General features: G+C 42.7%; 17 protein-coding genes. 13 read left to right on the top strand and 4 right to left on the bottom strand.

Annotation, left to right across the window (positions count from 1 at the left end):
• The first annotated feature begins 294 nt into the window (after positions 1–294).
• The 4 genes from ybaK (at position 295) to KP77_RS15020 (ending at position 3,465) form a co-directional block, all read left to right on the top strand.
• The gene (gene ybaK / locus KP77_RS15035) at positions 295–768 is read left to right on the top strand and encodes a Cys-tRNA(Pro) deacylase (protein ID WP_041123571.1); all 474 of its coding nucleotides are present in this window, start codon (positions 295–297) and stop codon (positions 766–768) included.
• Between the two features lie 87 nt (positions 769–855).
• Positions 856–1,188: a general stress protein gene (locus KP77_RS15030; protein ID WP_041123570.1), complete on the top strand. Its 333-nt coding sequence runs from the start codon at positions 856–858 to the stop codon at positions 1,186–1,188.
• 366 nt (positions 1,189–1,554) lie between these two features.
• Complete coding sequence (locus KP77_RS15025; protein ID WP_041123569.1) at positions 1,555–2,196, top strand: YczE/YyaS/YitT family protein; 642 nt, start codon at positions 1,555–1,557, stop codon at positions 2,194–2,196.
• 117 nt (positions 2,197–2,313) lie between these two features.
• Positions 2,314–3,465 carry an acyl-CoA dehydrogenase family protein gene (locus KP77_RS15020; protein WP_041123568.1) on the top strand — a complete coding sequence of 384 codons (1,152 nt, stop codon included), beginning with the start codon at positions 2,314–2,316 and terminating at the stop codon, positions 3,463–3,465.
• Positions 3,466–3,494: 29 nt separating this feature from the next.
• Here KP77_RS15020 and KP77_RS15015 read toward each other — a convergent pair whose 3' ends face one another.
• Together KP77_RS15015 and KP77_RS15010 are read right to left on the bottom strand one after the other, a co-directional pair.
• The gene (locus KP77_RS15015) at positions 3,495–4,283 is read right to left on the bottom strand and encodes an endonuclease/exonuclease/phosphatase family protein (RefSeq protein WP_041123567.1); all 789 of its coding nucleotides are present in this window, start codon (positions 4,281–4,283) and stop codon (positions 3,495–3,497) included.
• A gap of 3 nt (positions 4,284–4,286) precedes the next feature.
• On the bottom strand, positions 4,287–5,936 hold the full coding sequence (locus KP77_RS15010; RefSeq protein WP_041123566.1) for a PTS transporter subunit IIBC: 1,650 nt from the start codon (positions 5,934–5,936) through the stop codon (positions 4,287–4,289).
• A 193-nt stretch (positions 5,937–6,129) separates the two neighbouring features.
• Between KP77_RS15010 and KP77_RS15005 the strand changes: the two genes are divergently transcribed.
• A complete protein-coding gene (locus tag KP77_RS15005) occupies positions 6,130–7,431 on the top strand; it encodes a DUF2254 domain-containing protein (protein ID WP_041123565.1) in 1,302 nt (433 codons plus the stop codon).
• Positions 7,432–7,463: 32 nt separating this feature from the next.
• On the opposite strand, the gene KP77_RS15000 is transcribed toward KP77_RS15005, so the two are convergent.
• Positions 7,464–8,738 (bottom strand): tetratricopeptide repeat protein, encoded by a 1,275-nt coding sequence (locus KP77_RS15000; RefSeq protein ID WP_041123564.1) that lies wholly within the window; start codon positions 8,736–8,738, stop codon positions 7,464–7,466.
• A gap of 222 nt (positions 8,739–8,960) precedes the next feature.
• Between KP77_RS15000 and KP77_RS14995 the strand changes: the two genes are divergently transcribed.
• Together KP77_RS14995 and KP77_RS18240 are read left to right on the top strand one after the other, a co-directional pair.
• Positions 8,961–10,148, top strand: a complete 1,188-nt coding sequence (locus KP77_RS14995; RefSeq protein WP_041123563.1) for a glycine C-acetyltransferase — start codon at positions 8,961–8,963, stop codon at positions 10,146–10,148.
• 430 nt (positions 10,149–10,578) lie between these two features.
• On the top strand, positions 10,579–10,716 hold the full coding sequence (locus KP77_RS18240; RefSeq protein WP_160289541.1) for a hypothetical protein: 138 nt from the start codon (positions 10,579–10,581) through the stop codon (positions 10,714–10,716).
• 55 nt (positions 10,717–10,771) lie between these two features.
• On the opposite strand, the gene KP77_RS14990 is transcribed toward KP77_RS18240, so the two are convergent.
• Positions 10,772–11,122 carry a DUF3899 domain-containing protein gene (locus tag KP77_RS14990; RefSeq protein ID WP_041123562.1) on the bottom strand — a complete coding sequence of 117 codons (351 nt, stop codon included), beginning with the start codon at positions 11,120–11,122 and terminating at the stop codon, positions 10,772–10,774.
• 238 nt (positions 11,123–11,360) lie between these two features.
• Between KP77_RS14990 and KP77_RS14985 the strand changes: the two genes are divergently transcribed.
• The 6 genes from KP77_RS14985 (at position 11,361) to KP77_RS14960 (ending at position 18,657) form a co-directional block, all read left to right on the top strand.
• A complete protein-coding gene (locus tag KP77_RS14985; protein ID WP_041123561.1) occupies positions 11,361–13,046 on the top strand; it encodes a peptide ABC transporter substrate-binding protein in 1,686 nt (561 codons plus the stop codon).
• Positions 13,047–13,173: 127 nt separating this feature from the next.
• The gene (gene opp3b, locus KP77_RS14980; protein ID WP_041123560.1) at positions 13,174–14,103 is read left to right on the top strand and encodes an oligopeptide ABC transporter permease; all 930 of its coding nucleotides are present in this window, start codon (positions 13,174–13,176) and stop codon (positions 14,101–14,103) included.
• The gene (gene opp3C / locus KP77_RS14975; RefSeq protein ID WP_041123559.1) at positions 14,103–15,134 is read left to right on the top strand and encodes an oligopeptide ABC transporter permease; all 1,032 of its coding nucleotides are present in this window, start codon (positions 14,103–14,105) and stop codon (positions 15,132–15,134) included. The genes opp3b and opp3C overlap by 1 nt, the downstream gene beginning before the upstream one ends.
• Positions 15,135–15,149: 15 nt before the next feature.
• A complete protein-coding gene (locus KP77_RS14970) occupies positions 15,150–16,202 on the top strand; it encodes an ABC transporter ATP-binding protein (RefSeq protein ID WP_041123558.1) in 1,053 nt (350 codons plus the stop codon).
• Positions 16,203–16,214: 12 nt separating this feature from the next.
• Positions 16,215–17,144: an ABC transporter ATP-binding protein gene (locus tag KP77_RS14965; RefSeq protein WP_041123812.1), complete on the top strand. Its 930-nt coding sequence runs from the start codon at positions 16,215–16,217 to the stop codon at positions 17,142–17,144.
• Between the two features lie 562 nt (positions 17,145–17,706).
• A complete protein-coding gene (locus KP77_RS14960; protein ID WP_041123557.1) occupies positions 17,707–18,657 on the top strand; it encodes an L-threonine 3-dehydrogenase in 951 nt (316 codons plus the stop codon).
• Positions 18,658–18,808 lie beyond the last annotated feature (151 nt).

The raw sequence follows: 18,808 nt of genomic DNA, 5'->3' as shown, positions 1-18,808 counted from the left end.
TCTTAAACGCTGCCTCTTTCCGCAGAAGACTGCGCTTTCCTGCCCCCGGGCGGTGAGCCTCCTCAAGCTTCGCTTTGCGGGGTCTCACCTGTCCCTTCCTGGGGCGGGAGTCTCCGTCCTCTGCTTCAAGAGGCAGCTAAATGGTCTCAGTAATTTTATTAAGTATAAACCTAAACCACATAAATATTTCGCTATCCAAAATAATCATAGAGGCTGAATTGAAGAATGTAAAACAGTTTAGCTGAATTCGTGTAAAATAAAAATAATCAGAAAACGCAAAAGGGGTGTGTAAAGTTGGCTAAAGGTAAGACAAATGCGATGCGGATGCTAGAAGCAGCAGGTGTTTCCCATAAGATGACTGAATATGACGTGAAAGATGGTCTGACTGACGGGGTTTCGGTAGCTGAAAAAATCGGCCGCGAACAGGAGGAAGTATTCAAAACCCTGGTAGCACAGGGCGTTTCGAAACAATATTATGTTTTTGTTATACCCGTTCACCGGGAATTGAACCTGAAAAAAGCCGCTTCTGCAGCAGGTGAAAAAAAGATTGAAATGATCCCGATGAAAAGTCTTCAGCAGATCACCGGTTACATAAAAGGAGGCTGCTCTCCGATCGGTATGAAAAAACAGTTTCCAACATTCATTGATGAGCAGGCAGGGGAACAAGAAACGATTCTTGTGAGCGCAGGTCAGATTGGTAAACAAATTGAAATAAACCCCCATGACCTCAGTCAGATCACGGGTGGAATATTTGCAGAGCTCTCGTAAAAAACTTTCAAACGTTTAAGCATTTCTGAAGCCGGGTAGAGTTGTTCTGTAGAGCAATTTACAGCAATTAACCAGGAGGAGATAAGCATGAGTCTATTTTACAAAGAGTTCACAAATGATGAGGAAGTAGTAAATGCAATTGGCTCCATTAAAGCAAAAGGTGTTAACGAGGATACGATCTATGTCGTAACACATGATGATGACCGTACAAAACGAATCGCAGATAACGCCGACGCAAATACACCTGGCGGATTTGCAACTAAAGCTAAAAACATCTTTAACAAAAAAGGCGATGAGCTTCGTGACCAGTTCCAGCACCTTGGATTCACGGCCTCAGAAGCAGAAACGTTAGAAGAAAAACTTGATGAAGGTAAAGTCATTGTCGTTGTTAAAGACGCGCCGGCAGGCTTTGCATTATAAAAACGTATGAAAATCCGTCCTCTTTGCAGGGCGGATTTTTTGTGGAGTGAATTGGGGTTGGGACGGCGGCCGTAAAATGGCTTCCCGGGCATAGGTCTAATTACACGAAGTGGCGAACATGTCTGGTTTTGCGTCGAACATGACTCGGTGAAAGGCGAATATGAACTATTTTACGCCGAACCCAGATTATTTCCCATCAAACATTCATTATTTCCCGTCGAACACCAGCATTTTTACGCCGAACATCCCCATTTTTTCATCGAACCAACCCGACCCCCATCCCAAAACCCCACTCAAATATGTTAAAGTAGTCTAAGTGAAAATACCGTAACGGGTTTTACCTGTCATATAGAAAGAAGGATCTGAATGAATAAGAGAGAAAAAACGGTGCGCTGGAGCTTTTTCCTCACCGGGCTTGTCGTGCTTGGACTCGGCATTTCGATGACAATTAAAGGGCAGCGGCTTGGCATTGGCCCGTGGGATGTACTGCATGTTGGTTTGTTCCAGCAGCTCGGGCTGACAGTCGGAACGTGGGCGATCTTAGTCGGTGCGTTCATTATCGCATGTACTGTTGCCGTGACGAAAAAGCCGCCACGCATCGGGGCCATTTTGAATATGCTGTTAATCGGAGTATTCATTGATTTCTTCAACTGGCTGATACCTGATCCGCAGTCGCTGCCTGGGGCAATTGCTATTTTACTCGCAGGGATTGTTGTAATGGGCTATGGCGTTGGCATTTATGTATCTGCAGATCTTGGTGAAGGACCGCGTGACACAATTATGATGATGATTGTCAGAAAAACGGGCTGGAATTTGTCCAAGGTGCGCCGCAGCATCGAATTAGTTGCCCTGGCCATCGGCTGGCTGCTTGGAGGGCCGGTTGGAATCGGCACGATCCTGATTGCCTTTTTCACAGGAACGATCGTGAATCTGTCACTTCCGCAAAGCCGCATGACTTTGCAGAAAATGCTGAACAGAGAATCGAAAGCAGCCGCACATCACGCATAGCATTGAGACGGGTCAGACCCGCTTCTACGCTGACAACACACCCGTCCCGCTTTCCCCGAGCAGATCGGTTGGTTATAGAAACAGTGTCCTGTAAACTTATACGAAAACGCAGGAGTGATGTTTGTGTACGATTTTACAAAAACAGATGCGCAGAAAAGAATGCTGGCTGAATTAAACAGACTCATTCCTTCATTTAAAAAGCGCGAACACTTACTTGATGAACCGAATGCTTATCCAAAAGAGAATATAAATGAACTGATCCATACTGGTTATTCAAAACTGACGCTTCCTGAAGAATTTGGCGGTCAGGGTAAAGGACTTTATGAACTCGTTCTTGGTCAGGAAGCAATTGCGAAAGGGAGCGGCGCAACGGCACTGTCGATCGGCTGGCATACTGGCACGCTGCTTGAATTCAGCGAAAGACGGCACTGGAAAAAAGGAGCGGCTGATTTTATTTTAGAAAAAATCAGTAATGGTGCCATTGTCAATACAGCCGCTACTGAAAAAGGAGCTGGCAGTCCTGCGAGAGGTGCGCTGCCAAAAACGACAGCAGTAAAAACGGCTGACGGCTTTGAAATCACTGGGGAGAAGTCATATACGTCTCTTGCGCCGATGCTTGACTATATATTTGTCACAGCAGTGATCGAAGGAACGGAGCAGGTGGCAACGTTTATTATTCCGGGAGATGCAACAGGAGTGTCGATCCGCGAGTCCTGGGACAGCATAGGGATGCACGGGACTGCGAGCCACGATCTTGTGCTCGAAAAGGTAAAGATTCCGGAAACATATATGCTGAAGGATGGAAAAGAAGCAGGTGCGAAACCGCCGATGAGCTGGCTGCTTCATATTCCGGCGTGCTACATCGGTATTGCAGCGGCTGCGCTTGAAGATGCCTCAGCGTTTGCGTCTTCCTATGAACCGGCCTCACTTGGTGAACCGATCGGCAGCCTTCCGAATGTACAGGAAAAACTCGGCGGTCTGCAGGTGAAGCTGCTCAGTGCCAGACAGGTAATGTACCATACGGCAGAAGCATATGAGCGTGCTGAGAATAAAGAGGACGTGCGCGCACTTCTCAGTTCATCAAAAGTGCATGTCACTAATGCCGCAATTGACATTGTAGAAAAAGCGATGAGAATTGTTGGCCCGCAGAGCATGTCTGCAAAAAGCCCGATGCAACGCTATTATCGCGATGTACGGATGGGACTTCACAATCCGCCGATGGAAGATATGGTGAAGCTTGGGTTTGGTAGGCAAATGACAGAACAATGATATAAAAAAGCAGCCGCAGGGCTGCTTTTTTATATATCAATCTCCACTTCCACACCAAAATGGTCCGATACAACAGGCTTATGCTCACCGTTAAAGATAACCTGTGAAGATGTTACACGGACAGGCGCTGAAGCAAAAATATAATCTATGCGCAGCGGCTGTGCGTTACCTTCCCAGCCCGCAATCTGGCCGAATACGGTCACACCGCTGTCTTTCGTTTCAGCCAGTGCATACGTATCATAAAGTCCTTTTACTGTCAGTAACTCATAGCCTTCTTCTTTTAGTCCGGCGTGGTTATTGAAGTCACCCATATAAAATGAAAGCCGGTCAGCAGATTGCCTTTTTAACAGCTGTTCAACCTGATACGTATAAGGTTCTTCCTGATCACTCCACCAGCCCAGGTGACAGGAATAGACATCAATCAGCTGCCCGCCTGCATCAACCGTGATGCGGGGGACGGCACGCGTTTTCCAGTGAGTCGGATCTTCAGACTGAGTAATGAAAAAGGATGATGTCTCAGTGACAGGAAGGCGTGAGATCAGCGCAACGCCTTCTTCATACACGTCATATCCATAGTGGCATAAAGACCAGTGCATCCGGTCATCTGTTCTTCCCAGTGACTCGAGACGTTTCAACAGTTCAACTCCGAAATGTCCTTTTTTATAATCACCTTCTGCAGGCGCGTCAGTCAGCTGACTCACTTCCTGCAGGGCGATAACGTGATAGTCACGTTCAACAATTGTCTGTGCAAGTACATCAAGCTTTTCAAGCTGCTGATCCTCCTGCCATGAATGGCAGTTAAGCGTAAGCAGTTTCATTGTTTATGCTCCTAACTCATCCTGAATATCAGATTTTAGTACGTCAGCTTTCGGTCCGTAGATGGCCTGTACGCCTCTGTCCCGAAGAACAAGACCAAGTGCGCCGTTTTGCTTCCAGATTCTTTCATCTGCTACAAGATCGATATCTTTTACCGTTACGCGAAGACGGGTCATACATGCATCTACATCTTCAATGTTTTCTTCGCCGCCCAGAAGCCCAATAATCGCAACAGCTTGAGAATCTTTGTTGCTGTCAGTTGTTTTTGATGTAATCTTTTCTTCAGTTGTTTCTTCAATATAGTTCCCTGCACGTCCCGGAGTAGGGAAGTTGAAACGCTTGATCAGGAAGTAAGCTGCACCAAAGTTTAAAGCAAACATCAGTACTGCAACCAGAACCAGGTTAATCAGATCACCAACCAGTCCAGCATTTACAATCAATGGCGTTCTTGTCAGGAATTCGATAAAACCGAATGCATGAATACGAAGGTCAATCAGATCCGCAAGTGCAAATGAGACCCCTGTCAGTACTGCATACACAATGTAAAGCAGCGGTGCAGCGAACATGAACATAAATTCGATCGGTTCAGTAACACCGGTTAAAAATACAGCAAGTCCTGCAGACAGGAACATTGATTTGTATTTAGTACGCTTATCTTTATCAACATTCAGATACATTGCCAGTGCAAGTCCGATCAGCGCGGCAGATGAAGCGATAAACTGTCCGACTTTAAAGCGGGCAGGCACAACTTCTTCAGTCAGCTGGTTGTAGCCTGCAGTGTTACCCTGCTGAAGCATATTATACAGGTCTGTCACCCATGCAAGCCACAGCGGATCCTGACCCGATACGGTGCTGCCGGCACTTGCGCCAGTCTGAATCACATACGTACCGCCAAGTTCCGTATAGTTAATCGGAACAGTCAGCATATGGTGAAGGCCAAATGGCAGTAACAGACGTTCAAGCGTACCGAAAATAAATGGCGCAATAACCGGAGCTGAGTTACGTGAATTCGCAATCCACTGTCCGAAATCATTCAACAGTCCCTGAATAAACGGCCATACAAGAGACATCACCAGCGCCACTACAACAGAACCAGCGATCACAACAAACGGAACAAAACGCTTTCCGTTAAAGAAAGACAGTGCCTGTGGCAGCTTACTGAAGTTATAGTATTTGTTATAAAGTGCTGCGCCAAGAAATCCTGATATGATTCCGACGAACACACCCATATTCAATGCAGGAGCACCAAGAACAGAGATAAAGTAATCACCAACAACCAGCTCGGCTCCTGTAAGAGACGTCACTGTTGAAGCGGGGTCAGCCAGCATATCGGCGTTTACACCAAATACAGCACCCGTGATGCGGTTAATTAATAGAAATGCAATTAATGCAGCAAACGCACCGCCAGCGCGGTCTTTCGCCCAGGAACCACCGATCGCGACTGCAAATAAAATATGCAGGTTCGTAATAATTGCCCAGCCGATGTCTTCCATGACACGTGCAATCGTTTGCATTAACATAATGTCACCAGTCATCATGGCAAGCAGTTTGCCAAGTGAAATCATAATACCGGCAGCCGGCATAACTGCTACTACAACAAGCAGTGCTTTACCGAATTTCTGCCAGAAATCAAAAGAGCCAAAAATCTTTTTCATCACAAACCCTCCAAGGTTATATATATTGAAAACGTATATGTACTACATAATGCAATCGTTTGCACTATTCGTTCATGTAGAATATTGTATATACAAGATGAGAAACTTGCAAGCGTTTTAATAAAATAAATTTTGTAAGAGCTTATAACCCGCATATTCAGGGAAATTAGAAAGTAAAAAAGGGGGAGTGGGCATGAAGAAATGGTGGATCAGTCTGAATGATAAAGTCTGGCTCAGCCCTGCCATCTATAGTCTTCTTGCAGTGGGGCTTGCAGCTGCTGTCGGATATTTTGATATTTATTATGGCGGCACAATCAGTGATATGCCGGCGATCTTTTACACTGAGATCGATCTGGCGCAAGCAATTTTAACCGCATTAATTACAGCACTATTAACAATGACAACTTTTACGTTCTCGACAATTATGGTTGTGCTCACAACATACGCTTCAAAATATTCCCCGAAGACAATTAAAAACTTTATTACAGACCCTTTAACGCTCCGTGTTCTCGGCGTATTTATGGGAGGGTTTATCTACTCTACGCTGTCTATGTTATTTATGCGCGACAGCTTTTCTGAAGACCCTGTGATCGCGGGGGTTGTCGGTGTACTGATTGCAATTATCTGTCTGATTTTCTTTGCAATCTTTATTCATCATGTTGCAACTGAAATTCAGGCGAGCCGTCTTGTAGAGCGTTTAGCGAACGATACAGATGAGGTAACAGCGTACTATTTTCAATTTATGCAAAAAGAAAATGTTTCTTTAGAGCATACAGATGAAAACTGGCATCCGGGTGAAACGTTCTACCAGGTGCCTGCCCACAGTTATGGATACGTTCAATATGTTGATCTTGATCAGCTGGCTAAAAAAGCAGCTGAGTATGAAGTGGAAATTGAGGTGAATGTCCCACTGGGTGAATACGTGCATAAAGCTACTCCGCTGTTGACAGTCTATGTCAGACCGGAAAGGCTGCCTGAGGTAAGAGATCTGCCGCTCACTGATAGTTTTCTAATTGGAAATGAACGTGATGTACGTCAGGATCCGGTTTTCGCGATTCAGAAAATGGTTGAAATTGCGCTGCGTGCGATTTCTCCGGGAATTAACGATCCAAATACAGCAAATGACAGTATCAGACATATTGGCAGACTGCTCGGGAATATGTCACAGTTCCCTGTCCGCCCGATCCTGATGACGGATCAAAAGGGGCAGGGCATTGTGAAGATTACGCTGCCGTCTTTCAGAGACATTTTGTATAAAACCTTCTTTCAATTAAGGCATTATGGAAAAGAGGATGTCTCTGTACTGACTGCTATGCTTGAAGCAATCGCATTTGCCAGGGAAAATGCCCCCCGCCAGCATCTGAAAGACCTGAGAGACATTGCCTCCTATGTCATTGAAGAAGCGGCACTTGAGCAGATGCCTGCAATGGACCGGGAATGGATTAATCAAAAGCTGCAGGCAGTTGAGAGGATTACAGAGAGAGGGGAAATATAAGAAAGGACATTCCCCGTTGGAATGTCCTTTTCCTATGGAATCATCGTCTTCAACAATTCCTGATACGCCTTCGCTTCATCAGCCTGTCCGGCAGCAAGATACGTTTTAGAAAGCCGCTCCACCGGTTCTTTAGCCCCGGGATTCAGCTCCATTTCATACGTATAGCAGTCAATCGCTTCATTATAAAACCCGATTTTTTCGTAGAGTTCTCCGGCAGCAGTCTGCTGTTCAGGATCTTCCGCTATTTCTGCAAGCTGTCTAACCAGCTGATAGACAGGAAGGTGAGAGACACATTCCAACTGTTGTAAAAGTGTATCAATCTGATGATCAGGTGCTTTCCCAAGGGCTTGAAGAACCATCTGATTTAGCTCCTCCGGGTGTTCTGACAACATTGGTGACAGCTTGCTGCACAGGTCGGCAAATGAAATGCTTTCAAGGTTATCCTGATTCTGCATGAGCCCCCTCAAATCTCTGACATCTGCAGCTTTCATTTTGAAAGGAGTATTGATCAGCAGCCTGACAGCTTCGGCAGGCTGATCATTTCTGATAAGTTCCCGGAATGAATGTCTCGCAGGTTCATCGTAACCATCTGATAGCAACCTTTCATATAACATCTGCTGCTGAATAGAGGAGTAATGAGTGTTTGTAAATGCGAGCAGTGTTTTAAAAGTGCCCGGTCCCGGTGTCAGCCTGTATTCTTCCTCGGCCGCAGCGAGCTGATGCTGGATAGAGAATCCCTCTGTCAGATTTCTTTTACTCCACAGTGTTCTCAGGTCATCTGACAGGTCCACCTTTTCAGAGCGTGTAGACTTCACCCACTCATGATCAGGAAAAACAGATTTAATCCGGCGAAAAACAATTTCTGCTTTTTTAAATTTACCTTCCCGTTTATAGGTGTAGTAATGCTCTCTCAGAACTTTAAACAGCTTTTCTTCTCTGATCAGACCGTCAAAACAGCTGAAGATGTCTACGGTCTGCATAGGATCTGTCTGTAATTTCTTCATCAACATGGTCAGTGACTGGTTTGGTATCGTTTCTCCCTGTCCGGCCAGCTGATCTGCCAGCGGGTGGGGACATAAAAAAACAATTCCCTGCGTGAGCGCTTCTTCAGTGTAGCTGCGTCTCTTTGAGCGGCTCACTTTTTTAGCGGCAAGGAATTGCTGGTCTTTAAAATATAGGTGATATAAGCAGTTATGCTCATCTTGTGCTTCAAGGATCGTACACGGAACGTGAATAGCCAGACGGACTGGCGTCAGGGCGGTGGTTGATTGATCTTTATCTTTTAAATAAAAGGTTTGATTCATCATTCTCGTTCCTCCTCTCAGATTCAGGTTTATTATATCATACTTTTCAGAAAACGAATGACCGGGTATGAATAATCAGCTTATAAGGAGGGAATTGTTAAAGTATATACTCATCGCTTTGTCCGCAATACATAAACATGTTAAAATAAATATTGTATTAAATACTTTCAAAACAACAAAAAATGTTCTTTTCAGAAGGACAAATGTAAACGAGGAGGAAATAAAATGTCTAAAGTACTTCATCAGTTTTTACAGGATAACCTGAACGACTTAAAAGATAAGGGACTATATAATGAAATTGATCCGGTTGAAGGTCCAAATGGCGCAATGATTACGATCGGAGGCAAGGAACTGATCAACCTTTCTTCTAATAACTATCTTGGACTTGCAACAAATGATCACCTGAAAGAAGTGGCTAAAAAAGCCATCGATCATTACGGAGTAGGCGCCGGGGCAGTTCGTACAATCAATGGAACGCTTGATGTACACGTAAAGCTTGAGGAAAAGCTTGCTGAATTTAAAGGAACAGAAGCAGCGATTGCCTATCAGTCAGGCTTCAACTGTAATATGGCTGCGATCTCAGCTGTGATGGATAAAAATGATGCCATTCTGTCAGACGAATTAAATCATGCTTCTATTATTGATGGCTGCCGTCTGTCAAAAGCAAAAATCATCCGCGTAAAACACTCAGATATGGATGATCTGCGTGCCAAAGCAAAAGAGGCAACAGAATCAGGTCTTTATAATAAAGTCATGGTGATTACTGATGGTGTATTTTCTATGGACGGAGACGTTGCAAAGCTTCCTGAAATCGTTGAAATTGCAAAAGAATTTGATCTGATCACTTATGTTGATGATGCACACGGTTCCGGTGTAATGGGTAAAGGAAAAGGAACAGTTAAGCACTTTGGTCTTGAAAAAGAAGTGGACTTCCAGATGGGCACACTGTCAAAAGCTATTGGTGTAGTCGGTGGATATGTAGCAGGTACACAGGATCTGATCGATCTGCTGAAAGTACGTTCACGTCCATTCCTGTTCTCAACGGCACTGACGCCTGGAGATACAGTTGCCATTACAGAAGCACTGCAGATCTTACTTGACAGCACTGAACTGCACGATAAGCTTTGGGAAAACGGTGACTATCTGAAAGCCGGCCTGAAGAAACTTGGGTTTGATATTGGTGAAAGCGAAACACCGATTACACCGGTTATTACTGGTGAAGAAAAACTGACTCAAAAGTTCAGTAAACGTTTGTTTGAAGAAGGCGTATACGCAAAATCAATCGTCTTCCCAACCGTTCCCCGCGGCACAGGGCGCGTGAGAAACATGCCGACAGCAGCCCATACAAAAGAGCAGCTTGATGAAGCAGTGAAAGTATATGAAAAAGTAGGTAAAGAGCTGGGGATTATTTAAAAACGGATAAATGTTATATAAAAAACGCACAGAGGTAAAAATGAGGGCGCTGAAAAAGTCTCTAAAAGAGACCGGTTCATTTCCGCTTCAGGCGTAGGCTTTCCGGACGGCGGTCGCTGAGCCTCCTCACCTTCGGTTGCGGGGTCTCAGCTATCCCGCTAATCGTCCCGGAGTCCACGCCTTCCGCTTCAATGAACCTAGCTTTTTAATCAATTTGTTATAATAAAAAGGAAGATGACGCTTAAGAAAAAGAGCGTCATCTTCCTTTTTGTATAGATAAACCTTTAAAGAAATGTGAGTTTTTAAATGCACTCAGATAAAAGCTGTGCGTTTTATTATATGGCTAAATAATTACAAAATAAAGAAAATATGATATATTTTAGTCGATGTAATGTGAAAATACATATTAATAAGAAGGGAGTGCGATTAAATGAAAGATTTAAAGAAAGAGTACCCGGTTCTTGAGAAGGATGAATATCATCGGAGAATGAAGAGTAAGAATCAAGGATTAATACTCGATTCAATTAATGGTGTATTAAATTTTATCCTGAAAATCATTTTCAGATGATCAGAGACTTCAGAAATAGAAGCCTCTTAATCAAACTGTAATATGCATGGACGCATTAGTAATACAGGAAAAGCCCAATCCCCATGAACATTAATGTAATGAGACCTGCGAATAAAAGCGGTTTTGTATTAAAGTATGACGCAGCATCAGAAAGAGATCTCATATCCTCAACTTCTTCTTTTGTCATTTTTTTGCCTATCATCAGCACTTTTCTAAGGCTGTCCGTTGTAACATCGAAAAAACCTGTACTGAGTATATAGAATGTAACGGCTATAAATAAGTAGATAAAGCTGATATAGAAAGACGCATCAATGAAACTCTCCAGCCCCGGCGCGGCCTGGCCTGAAAGTAAAACTATTCCATAAAAAAGATATCCTGCGAAAACAAATAAAACGGTATATTTCATGCCTGATTTTCACTCCTGTGCTAAAGTTGCATTGGTAAATTAACGATTTGACGCTTTTAATCGCTAAAGTGATAACAAAGTAAAATAAACCCAATAATATTATCATTTTATGACTAATACTATTGTAACACAGGAAATTAAAAAAATAATTCTTTGTAATGTGTGTACAATAGTCAAAAAAATTGTATAATTGTGAATGTATCAATTTTAGATATAAATAAAGGGAGGTCACTTAAGAATGAGAAAGTTTTCTTTTCTACTTGTACTTACGCTAGTAGCAAGCATCTTTTTAGCAGCTTGTTATGGTGGCGACAGCGGCTCTGATGACGCTGGTTCAGACGATGCTGGTTCTGATGATGCTGGTTCTGATTCAGCAGCACAGGAACTACGTGTAATGGAGTCATCTGCAATTCCTGTAATGGACACAATCATGGCGTCTGATACAGTAAGTTTCACAACAATGAACAATGTTATGGAAGGTCTTTACCGCGTGAATGCTAATCAGGAAGAAGTTCCTGCATTATCTGACGGTGAGCCTGAAGTAAGTGAAGACGGTAAAGTCTACACATTCACAATTCGTGAAGATGCAGTATGGTCTAATGGGGACCCTGTAACTGCTAACGACTTCGTATATGCTTGGCAACGTGCACTTAATCCGGACAGTGGTTCAAGCTACGGACCTTACCTGATGGAAGGTAAGATCGCAGGAGCTTCAGAAGTATTCAACGATGGTGCAGACCCAAGTACACTTGGCGCTAAAGCAATCGATGAAAAAACACTTGAAGTAACACTTGAAAAGCCAGTTGCTTATTTCAAATCACTAATGGCATTCCCAACATTCTTCCCGCAAAACCAGGCTTTTGTTGAAGAACAGGGAGAAGATTATGCAACTAGCGCAGATACAATTCTTTACAACGGACCGTTCGTTCTTGAAAACTGGGACGGCAGTACGGATGGAGAATGGGTTTACGCTAAAAACGAAGACTACTGGGATGCAGAAAATGTAGCCCTTGATAAGGTCACATTTAATGAAGTAAAAGATTCACAAACGGCTGTAAATGCTTATGAATCAGGTGAAGCTGATATTACAACTAAGCTTTCATCAGAACTTGTACCTCAGTACGAGGGTGATGAAAACATGGTTTCATGGTTAGAGCCAACAGTATTCTGGATCAAGATGAACCAGACAAATGAAGCTCTGCAAAACGAAAACATCAGAAGAGCACTTGCAATGGCAATTGATAAGCAGTCTCTAACTGATAACATCTTTAACAACGGTTCTATTCCTGCAAACTATGCTGTACCAAAAGAATTCGTTCAGCATCCTGAAACAGGAGCAGACTTCCGTGAAGCAAACGGCGACATGCTGACTTACAACGTTGAAGAAGCTCAGAAGTTCTGGCAGCAGGGTCTTGAAGAGCTCGGTGTAGATTCACTTGAACTTCGCTACCTTGGCGGTGACTCTGAAGCTGCTAAGACTTCAGATGAGTTCATCAAAGATCAGCTTGAAACAAACCTTGAAGGCTTAACAATCACACTTGAAAGTGTTCCTTTCAGCGTACGTCTTGAAAGAGATACTTCTCTTGATTATGACCTTCAGATGGCTGGTTGGGGACCTGACTACCTGGATCCAATTTCTTTCTCTGACCTTTGGATTACAGATGGCGGTAACAACCATATGGCTTACTCAAGCGAAGAGTATGACAGACTTCTAGAAGAAGCTCAAACTACTTATGCTAACGATCCTGTTAAGCGTTGGGAAACACTTCAGGAAGCTGAAAGAGTACTATTAGAAGAAGATGCTGCGATTATCCCAATCTACCAGCGTCAGTCTAATATCCTTGTAAATGAGAATGTAAATGACTTTACTTATCATTTCGTAGGACCTGAGTACAGCTTCTATCCAATTTCTATGGGTGAATAATTAAATCGTAAAAAAATTAAAATGATATGATGACCTGAAAGAGAGAGTATGATTTTATACTCTCTCTTTCAGTGTCAAAAAGTATTCTAAAAATATTTTATATTCGCACAAAATGGAGGTGTGAAGATTGGGTAAATATGTCTTGCAACGCATATTCTATATGGCGTTAACCTTATTTATCGTAATCTCTTTAACGTTTTTCCTGATGCAGTTAATACCAGGTTCACCTTTTTCCACAGCAGCTAAGCTCTCAGACTCACAGCTGGCAATTATGAATGCAAAGTACGGACTGGATCAGCCTTTACCAGTACAGTATGCAATGTATATGGGTAATGTACTGCAGGGAGATCTCGGTGTATCTTTTCAATTCAGTAACACGCCTGTCACTGAATTAATTGCAGGGAGAATTGGTCCTTCTTTATCCTTAGGATTGCAGGCAATGATTTTCGGTACAATTTTCGGAATCTTACTTGGAATCATTGCGGCTCTCAGACAGAATACATGGCTTGATTATGGTTCCACGTTTGTTGCCGTTCTTGGTAAATCAATCCCGTCATTTGTATTTGCTGCAATGCTTCAATATATTATTGGTGTTCAGTTAGGCTGGTTACCTGTAGCATTTTGGCGTGGGTTTGAGTATTCCATCCTTCCTACGATTGCATTGTCCATCTTCCCCATTTCAATTGCTGCCAGATTTATGAGAACAGAAATGATTGATGTTTTAGGTTCAGATTATATTACTCTTGCAAAAGCAAAAGGTGCTTCAGGATATGAAATCGCCTTTAAGCATGCAATGAGAAATGCGCTGATTCCGGTTGTAACAGTTTTAGGACCATTAACTGTAAGTTTGATCACAGGTTCTCTGGTAGTAGAACGGGTATTTGCAATTCCGGGACTTGGTGAACAATTCGTTACATCAATTAACGTACTAGATTACTCTGTTATTATGGGTACAACGATACTATTTGCGTCTCTGTTTATTTTTACAGTGTTTGTAGTAGATATTCTTTATAGTATTATTGATCCTCGTATCAGATTGTCAGGGGGAAATAACTAATGGCAAATCATTCTGATAAGCGCTTTCCAAAAGCGATGTTCGAACCTGCCCAGGTAGATGAAAAACTGGCAGAGAAAATTGAAAAGCCAAGTTTGAACTTTTGGCAGGATGCTTTTTTAAGAGTCAGAAAAAACAAGGCCGCAATTATCAGTTTCATCATCTTAATGTTACTGGTGATTGTGACGTTTGTAGGTCCATATATTAATGGCTATGATAGTGAAACTCAAAATGCTGCTCACTCTAACCTGCCTCCTAGAATAGATGCAGTGGCAGATGTAAGCTGGCTTCCGTTTGACGGAACGTGGGAAAACCGGAGTGGAGAAAAGCTTTATCCATACGAAGAACGGGGCATTGAAGAATCATATTGGTTTGGAACCGATAAGTTTGGACGCGACCTGTTCACCCGATTATGGGAAGGTGTACAAATTTCATTATTAATCGCGGTTCTTGCAACGGCTATTGATATGATCATCGGTGTATCTTACGGTGCGATTTCCGGTTATTTCGGCGGCAGAGTCGATAACATCATGCAGCGTATTATCGAGATTCTGACAGGTATTCCTAACCTGGTCATTGTTATTCTATTAATCCTGGTCCTTGAGCCTGGTATACTGTCCATCACACTTGCCCTGGCCATAACCGGCTGGACAACCATGGCACGTGTTGTACGTGGACAGGTTCTGAAATTAAAAAATCAGGAGTTCGCGCTTGCATCTAAGACGCTTGGTGCCACTGATTTCCGTATTATCTTTAAACACCTGATGCCAAATATGGTCGGTGTTATTATCATCAATACAATGTTTACAATTCCGAATGCGATTTTCTTTGAAGCATTCTTAAGCTTTATTGGACTCGGACTGCAGCCACCTGATGCTTCACTCGGAACATTGATTGAAGATGGGTTCAAGGTTATGCTTCTGTATCCATCCCAGTTAATTATTCCATCAATCGTGATTAGTATTCTGATGATTACATTCAACCTAATGGCTGATGGATTGCGTGATGCATTCGATCCAAAAATGAGAGACTGAGGCTGGTGAATAATCGTGAATAATATTTTAGAAGTTAAAGATTTAAATATATCCTTTCACACTTATGCCGGAGAAGTTCAAGCGATCAGAGGTGTGAACTTTGAATTGAAAAAGGGAGAAACACTTGCGATTGTAGGGGAGTCAGGTTCAGGAAAATCTGTAACGACTAAATCTATTATGAGACTTCTTCCAAAATCAAATTCAGAGATTAAGCAGGGAAGCCAGATTTTATTTGATGGCAAAAACCTTGCTGAACTATCAGATAAAGCAATGGAAAAAATCAGAGGAAAAGATATTTCAATGATTTTTCAGGATCCAATGACTTCATTGAATCCGACAATGAAAATTGGCAAACAGATTGCAGAGCCATTAATTAAGCACCAGAACTTTTCAAAAGCACAGGCAAAGCAAAGAGCGCTTGAACTGCTTGAGCTTGTAGGACTGCCTAATCCTGAAATCAGAATTAATCAGTATCCTCACCAATTCTCAGGCGGTCAGCGTCAAAGAATCGTTATTGCTGTAGCACTTGCGTGTAATCCAAAGGTGTTAATTGCGGATGAGCCGACTACTGCACTTGACGTGACAATCCAGGCTCAGATTCTGGACCTGATGAAGGATCTTCAGAATAAAATTGATACATCTATTATTTTCATTACTCATGACCTTGGCGTGGTAGCAAGTGTTGCTGACCGTGTAGCTGTTATGTACGGTGGTAAAATTGTCGAGGTAGGAACAGTAGATGAAATCTTCTATAATTCACAGCATCCATATACTTGGGGGCTGATCAGTTCGATGCCAAGCATTGATACAGAAGACGATGAATTATTTGTTATTCCCGGGTCTCCACCTGACTTATTAAACCCTCCAAAAGGAGATGCTTTTGCAGCGCGTAACCGCTATGCGATGGCCATTGATCAGAGTGAAGAGCCGCCAATGTTTAAAGTGTCAAATACGCACTATGCAGCCACCTGGTTATTGCATCCGGATGCACCGGAGATCGATCCGCCGGAGGCTGTGCAAAGAAGAAGAAAGCAATTCCCTGGCAATGTAACTAAGGGGGAGAAATAAATGAGTGAAAAAATGAATGAAAAATTAATTGAAGTAAAAAACTTAAAATTATTTTTCAATGAAGGTAAAAAGAATGAAGTGAAAGCTGTAAATGATATCAGCTTTGATATTTATAAAGGTGAGACACTTGGTCTAGTAGGAGAATCGGGCTGTGGTAAGTCAACAACAGGCCGTACACTGATCCGCCTTTATAATGCGACTGACGGTGAAGTAAACTACCGCGGTGAGAATGTCCATAACGTGAAAAACAAAGAGAAAACACTCGAATTCAACCGCCGCATGCAAATGATCTTTCAGGATCCCTATGCATCTCTGAATCCTAGAATGAAAGTAGTAGATATCATTGCTGAGGGGATTGACCTTCATGGACTGGCTTCTTCCAAGCAGGAACGTGAAGAAAAAGTTCATGAGCTTTTAGAGATTGTTGGTCTGAATCGTGATCACGCCGGCAGATATCCTCACGAATTCTCAGGCGGTCAGCGTCAGCGTATCGGAATTGCCCGTGCACTGGCTGTTGATCCTGAATTCATTATCGCCGATGAGCCGATCTCAGCACTGGACGTATCGATTCAGGCACAGGTCGTTAACCTGATGAGAAAACTTCAGAAGGACAAGGGTTTAACGTATCTATTCATTGCCCATGATCTATCAATGGTAAAGTATATCAGTGACCGTATTGGTGTCATGTATTTTGGAAAGCTTGTTGAACTGACAACGAGTGAAGAATTATACAAAAATCCATTACACCCATATACACAATCACTGTTATCTTCTATTCCATTCCCGGATCCTGATTATGAGCGTCAAAGAGTACGTAAAACCTACGATCCGAAAAGTCATAACTACACTGACAGTGATGACGTGAAAATGCGTGAAGTGAAACCTGGACACTTTGTTTATTGTTCAGAAAAAGAAATGCAGGAAATGCAAAAAACTTTCTAATATGATCTGTGTGAAAAAACCAGCCATGATGGCTGGTTTTTTTATTGGATTCAGGAGAGAACGACAAGCGCTCCTAATGACAAGATTTCGTAAACCGGCAGGATGATTCCATAGACAACCCATATGATGTTATAGAAAGCAGTTTATTTTAAGTGATACAACAACTATTCCGCCAATCCTCTGCTGAAACGAACAATTATAATAGACTTATTTATAAAAAATGTCCTTCCAGTATAAACATTTCAATTGATATATGTTAAATTAATAGAGAAATAACTATTTGATAACGATAAGTGTATTCCTGGAATGGACATTTGTTCTTTTAAATATAAGCTTTGTTAAAGTTGGCTGTTGATTTCCGCTTCAGGGGGAACGCTTTCCGCATGAGCCGTCTTTTGGCTCCGGTTCAATCGGCCCTCCTCGAAGCTACGCTTCTGCGGGGTCTCACCTGTCACGCTGCTCCTGCTGGAGTCGTCCCCCTTCCGCTGCAATCACCAGCTGTGCTAAAACAACATTGAACTTTAACAAAGCCTAAATATAAATAGGTAATGGAGGGTTTCATATGAAACGTATATTAGTCACTGGGGCGCTAGGTCAGATTGGATCAGAATTAATTACAAAACTTCGTGCTGAATACGGTGCAGACAATGTCATCGCATCTGATATCCGTACAGCAGACACAGAAGCTGTTACTGGAGGGCCATTTGAAATCCTTGATGTCACAGACGGCGCAAAGATGAATGAACTCGTATCAAAATACAATGTAGATACAATGATGCATATGGCTGCACTGCTATCAGCCAAAGCAGAGGAATCTCCTCAGCTTGCATGGCATCTGAATATGGGTGGACTAATGAATGGTCTTGAAACAGCCCGTGAGCATAACCTGCAATTTTTCACGCCTAGTTCTATTGGTGCTTTTGGTCCTGATACACCTAAAACGGATACGCCACAGGATACAATTCAGCGCCCGACAACAATGTACGGTGTGAACAAGGTGTCTGGTGAATTGCTGTGTGATTATTATTTCAAGCGCTTTGGCGTTGATACACGCGGCGTACGCTTCCCGGGTCTGATCTCATATGTAACGCCACCAGGAGGCGGGACGACTGATTATGCAGTGGAAGTTTATTATGAAGCATTAAAATCAGGTAGCTATACTTCTTATATTGATAAAGGTACCTATATGGATATGATGTATATGCCGGATGCGCTTCAGGCGATTGTGGATCTGATGGAAGCTGATCCTGCGAAGCTGAAGCATCGCAATGCATTCAATGTGACTGCAATGAGCATTGAGCCGGAAATGGTCGCTTCTGAAATCAAAAAGCATATTCCTTCTTTTGAAATGAACTATCAGCCGGACCCTGTGCGTCAGGCAATCGCCGATAGCTGGCCGGATGCCATTGATGCATCGGCAGCAAAGCAGGAATGGGGCTTTAAAGCGCAGCATGACTTGGCATCTATGACAAAAGATATGCTGACAAAACTCCGTACAACAATCACAAACTGATTCATATTAAAGCTGTTTCAAGCCTGTTTACAGGTTTTTGGAACAGCTTTTTGGTTCATCACCACAACCCGTGGGATAGACCATATTTAGCACAATTTAACAGTTATAAATAGAAAGAAAACGAAAACTCCTGTATCGTAATTGTTGACTA

This window comes from Jeotgalibacillus alimentarius (genome assembly GCF_000829445.1).
Taxonomy (GTDB): domain Bacteria; phylum Bacillota; class Bacilli; order Bacillales; family Jeotgalibacillaceae; genus Jeotgalibacillus; species Jeotgalibacillus alimentarius.
Note: the sequence above shows the minus strand (reverse complement) of the source record. Positions and strands in the feature narration are given on the sequence as shown.